This window comes from uncultured Cellulomonas sp., assembly GCF_963527515.1.
GTDB lineage: Bacteria > Actinomycetota > Actinomycetes > Actinomycetales > Cellulomonadaceae > Cellulomonas.
Map to the genome: position 1 here is coordinate 1 of NZ_CAURTV010000174.1, position 4,469 is coordinate 4,469.

Genomic DNA, 4,469 nt, shown 5'->3' on the forward strand with positions numbered 1-4,469 from the left:
CCACCCGGCGTCCCGGGCTGACCCCGAACCCCCTCAGGGTCAGGGCGGCGACCGCGGAGGTCATCGTGCGGGCGCCGGCCTGTCGGCCGCCGCCGGGGCCTCGTCGGCGGCCGGCCGCCCCTCCGTCGTCGGGACCGCCGTCGAGTCGTCGTCGTCGTCCTCGCGGCCCGGCGTCCGCAGGTTCCAGCGCGTGATCACAAACCGGAACAGGAAGTAGTAGACGACCGCGTACCCGAGTCCGATGACGATGAGCAGCAGCGGCATCGTCGCGATCCGGAAGTTCAGCAGGTAGTCGATGGCGCCCGCCGAGAACCCGAACCCGTCCTTGATGCCCAGCGCGTTGACCAGGGCCAGCGACGTACCGGTGAGGATCGCGTGGATGACGTAGAGCGGGTAGGCCACGTAGACGAACGCGAACTCGAGCGGCTCCGTGACCCCGGTGACGAAGGAGACGAGCGCGGCCGAGCCCATGATGCTGGCGATGACCTTGCGGTTCTTGGCCTTCGACGTGTGCACGATCGCCAGGGCGGCAGCCGGGAGCGCGAACATCATGATCGGGAAGAACCCGGTCATGAACGTGCCGGCCGTCGGGTCGCCGTGCAGGAAGCGGGCGATGTCGCCGTGCCACACCTCGCCGCTGGCGTCCGTGTACGAGCCGAACTGGAACCAGGGCAGCGAGTTGAGCAGGTGGTGCAGACCGATCGGGACGAGCAGCCGGTTCAGGGTGCCGTAGACGAACGCGCCGAGGATGGTCGAGCCGGTCACCCAGTCGCCGACGGCCGTGAAGCCGGAGTCGAAGGCGGGGTAGATCAGCGCACCGAGGACGGCGATGAGGATCGCCGCGCCCGCGGTGACGATCGGCACGAAGCGCCGTCCGCCGAAGAACGCCAGGTACGCGGGGAGCTTGATCCGGTAGTACTTCTGGAACAGCAGCGCCGCGACGAGGCCGATGACGATGCCGCCCAGGACGCCGTAGTTGATCAGCTCCTGCTTCTCGCCCTCGGCTGCGACGCCGAGCACGTACGGCGAGAGCGCGTCGCCCACGCCCTTGAACACGAGGTACCCGATCACGGCCGCCAGGCCGGTCGAGCCGTCCGCCTTGCGCGCGAACCCGACGGCCACACCGACGGCGAACAGGAGGGCCAGGTTGGCGAACAGCGCGTTGCCGGCCGCGGCCAGCACGGCGGCCACGGGCAGGAGCCACTCGGCGCTCCCACCCAGGCCGTCCTTGCCGAGCATGTCGTCCTGGCCGAGCCGCAGCAGCAGTGCGGCGGCGGGCAGGGAGGCGATGGGGAGCATCAGCGAGCGGCCGATGCGTTGCAGCTGGGCGAGGCCGGGGATGCCCCGCTTCTCGGTGGTGTCAGCGGTGACGGTGGTCATGGAGCACTCCTTGGTGGGTGGTCCTGAAGCTCTCGGGGGGTGTCTGGTCTGGACCAGTTGCGAGCAGACTGGTCTAGACCTCATGATGTGTCAAGGGTCACGTCGGTGCGACGACGACCGCCGTCGCACGAAGGGGTGGACCGCACGTGGACGAGCCGGAGCAGGGCGCCGCGCACAAGTACCTGACGGTGCGCGACCACCTGGCCACCCTCGTCGCGCACGAGCTGCGGGTCGGCGACGCCATCCCCTCCGAGCGCCACCTCAGCCAGCAGTTCGGCCTGTCCCGGATGACCGTGCGGCAGGCGGTCGACACGTTGGTGACCGACGGCGTCCTGGTCCGCGAGCAGGGCCGCGGGACGTTCGTCGCGCCGCAGCGCATCGACTTCGAGATGCGGCTGACGACCTTCGGCGAGGAGATGCGCCGCCGGGGCATGGAGCCGGCCACGGCGGTGCTCACCGCGCAGGTGGTCGCCGCGACGCCGGACGTGGCGACCGCCCTCGAGATCGAGCCGCGGGACAAGGTCCACTTCCTGTACCGCGTGCGCAGCGCCGACCGCGCGCCGATCTGCATCGAGCAGGTCTGGGTGCCGGTCGCCCTGGCGCCCACGCTCTTCGACGCCGGCCCGCCGCCGAGCATGTACGAGGCGCTGCGGGACTGCGGGCTGGCGCCCGAGTGGGGCGAGGACACGCTGTCCGCCGACGAGGCCACCGACACCGAGGCGTCCCTGCTCGGGCTCGGCGACGCCCGCGCCGTGCTGCGTGCCGAGCGGCGGACCTTCGGGGCGGACGGCGCCGTCATGTTCTCCCGGGCCTGCTACCGCGCCGACCGCTACAGCGTGTGGGTGCCGCTGCGCGCGCCACGCCCCGCCCTGGTGCCGCGGCGGCGCGTCCACCCCGAGCTCGAGCCGGCGACCGTCGGCCCGGACCACCGCGACGCGGACGCCACGGCGGCCGCGGGAGCTGCAGGAGGACGGCGATGAGGCCGCAGGGCAGAGACCAGGCGGCCGCGATCCTGGCCGCGCTGGGAGGCGTCGACAACATCGACGAGATCGAGCCGTGCACCACGCGGCTGCGGTCGCTGGTACGTGACGCCGGTCGGGTGGACGCGGCCGCGCTGCGTGCCGCCGGCGCCTTCGGCGTGATGATCTCGGGACGCGTGGTGCAGGTGGTGGTCGGCCCGCACGTCGACCTGCTGGCTACCGACCTCGACGAGCTGATGTGAGGAGCTGGACATGACCAAGGCGGAGAAGATCCTGGCGGCGCTGGGAGGCGACGCGAACGTGATCGAGCTGGAGCCGTGCATCACCCGGCTGCGGGTGGAGGTGCAGAACCCCGCGCTCGTCGACGAGCCCGCCCTGAAGGCCGCCGGCGCGATCGCCGTGGTCCGCTCCGGCATCGCGGTGCAGGTGATCGTGGGTCCGGAGGCGGACACGCTGGCGTCCGACATCGAGGACCTGCGCTGATGGCGGTCCTGACCGTCCTCGCCCCCGTCGCCGGCCGGGTCCTCGGTCTCGAGGAGGTGCCGGACCCGGTGTTCTCCGCGGAGCTGGTGGGTCCGGGACTGGCGCTCGACCCGACTCCGGAGCCGGCGTCGGAGGTCATCTCCCCCATCGGCGGCACCATCCTCAAGCTCCACCCGCACGCGTTCGTCGTCCAGCACGACGACGGCCGCGCGATCCTGGTGCACCTGGGCATCGACACCGTCGAGCTCGGTGGTGCCGGGTTCACCGTCCACACGTCCGAGGGGTCCGTGGTGACGCCCGGGCAGGTGGTGGTGAGCTGGGACCCGGCGGCGGTGGCCTCCGGCGGGCGCTCGCCCGTCTGCCCGGTGGTGGGTCTGGAGGCGGGGCCCGGCGCCCTGACCGGCATCGCGCGGCCCGGCGACACCGTGTCCGCGGGGGAACCGCTGCTGTCGTGGGCCTGACGCTCCTCGAGATCGCCGTGCAGGACGTCGCGGGCGCGACCGCGTCGGCGTCGCTCGGGGCGGACCGGCTCGAGCTGTGCGCGGCGCTGGCCGTGACCGGCGGGATCACGCCGTCGGCCGGTCTGCTGGACGCCGTCCTCGCCGCAGTCCCCGGCCACGTCGGCGTGCACGTCCTCGTGCGGCCGCGCGCCGGGTCGTTCGTCTACGCCGCAGACGAGCTCGACGTCCAGGTCCGGGACGTCCGCGCGGCCGTCGCCGCAGGAGCCGCCGGGGTGGTGGTCGGGGCGCTGGACGACGCCGGGTCGGTGGACCGCGAGGCGGTGGCACGTCTGGTGGCGGCCGCGGACGGGCGGGAGGTCACCTTCCACCGGGCGCTCGACACGGTGCCGGTGCTGGAGCCCGCGCTCGACCACCTGGCCGCCCTCGGCGTCGTGCGGGTGCTCACCTCGGGGGGTGCCGCGCGGAGCATCGACGGCCTCGACCGGCTGGCCGCCACCGTCGCGCACGCCGCCGGTCGGCTGCAGGTGATGGCGGGCGGTGGCGTACGCCCCGCGGACGTCGGGGCGCTCGTGGGTGTCGGCGTGGACGCCGTGCACCTGTCCGCGAGCCGCCACGTCGACGGCTCGGGCGGTCCGGGTGGCGGCACCGGTGGGTACACGACGACCGATCCCGACGTGGTCGCCCAGGCGGTCGAGGCGCTCGGCCGCCCGCGACGCTAGACCTGACCGGCGCGCTCCCACCAGCCGGCCGGCCACCCGGGGGACACCACCGTCAGCCCGTGCAGGGCACTCACCTGCGCCAGCTCCACGTCGTACGTGGCGACGCCGCCCACGCCCGGGTGGGCCAGCGCCACACCGAGGTGCAGCGCGAGGAACGGCGGCAGCACGCCCGACACCTTGGTGGCCGCCCGCAGCGTCTGGTCGGAGAACCGGACGACCTCGAGCCGGCCCTCCACGTCGTGCGCGACCCCGGAGGCGTCCACCCCGCGGGGGCGGGCGATCCGGCGCAGCTCGGTCAGGCTGAGCGGCGTCGTGATCAGCTCGCGCTCGTGCTCCGCCACCCACGCCAGCCACTGCGTCCGGCAGGGCGCACCGTCGAGGTACCGGGACAGCGCCGACCCGTCCGCGTAGACGCGCGGGGCCGCGACGGGTGCCCGGTCCGGCGC

General features: G+C 73.7%; 7 protein-coding genes. 5 read left to right on the forward strand and 2 right to left on the reverse strand.

Features of this window, described 5'->3' with window-relative positions; genetic code table 11:
* Positions 1-60: 60 nt before the first annotated feature.
* Positions 61-1,380, reverse strand: coding sequence for a PTS transporter subunit EIIC (locus tag RYN42_RS19820; RefSeq protein WP_315099236.1), 1,320 nt, complete (start codon positions 1,378-1,380; stop codon positions 61-63).
* A gap of 146 nt (positions 1,381-1,526) precedes the next feature.
* On the opposite strand from RYN42_RS19820, the gene RYN42_RS19825 reads away from it, so the two are divergent.
* Genes RYN42_RS19825 through RYN42_RS19845 form a run of 5 tightly spaced genes read left to right on the forward strand, consistent with a single transcriptional unit; the run spans position 1,527 to position 4,023 of the window.
* Positions 1,527-2,360, forward strand: a complete 834-nt coding sequence (locus RYN42_RS19825; protein WP_315099239.1) for a GntR family transcriptional regulator — start codon at positions 1,527-1,529, stop codon at positions 2,358-2,360.
* Complete coding sequence (locus tag RYN42_RS19830; RefSeq protein ID WP_315099241.1) at positions 2,357-2,602, forward strand: glucose PTS transporter subunit EIIB; 246 nt, start codon at positions 2,357-2,359, stop codon at positions 2,600-2,602. Before RYN42_RS19825 ends, RYN42_RS19830 begins: the two co-directional genes overlap by 4 nt.
* Positions 2,603-2,612: 10 nt before the next feature.
* Positions 2,613-2,843 carry a PTS glucose/sucrose transporter subunit IIB gene (locus RYN42_RS19835; RefSeq protein ID WP_315099244.1) on the forward strand — a complete coding sequence of 77 codons (231 nt, stop codon included), beginning with the start codon at positions 2,613-2,615 and terminating at the stop codon, positions 2,841-2,843.
* Positions 2,843-3,304 (forward strand): PTS glucose transporter subunit IIA, encoded by a 462-nt coding sequence (locus tag RYN42_RS19840; protein WP_315099247.1) that lies wholly within the window; start codon positions 2,843-2,845, stop codon positions 3,302-3,304. Before RYN42_RS19835 ends, RYN42_RS19840 begins: the two co-directional genes overlap by 1 nt.
* Positions 3,295-4,023, forward strand: coding sequence for a copper homeostasis protein CutC (locus tag RYN42_RS19845; RefSeq protein ID WP_315099250.1), 729 nt, complete (start codon positions 3,295-3,297; stop codon positions 4,021-4,023). The genes RYN42_RS19840 and RYN42_RS19845 overlap by 10 nt, the downstream gene beginning before the upstream one ends.
* Here the strand turns inward: RYN42_RS19845 and RYN42_RS19850 are convergent.
* Positions 4,020-4,469: hypothetical protein (locus RYN42_RS19850; RefSeq protein ID WP_315099254.1), on the reverse strand; the 450-nt coding region annotated here is incomplete at its 5' end. The two genes, RYN42_RS19845 and RYN42_RS19850, sit on opposite strands and share 4 nt — an antisense overlap.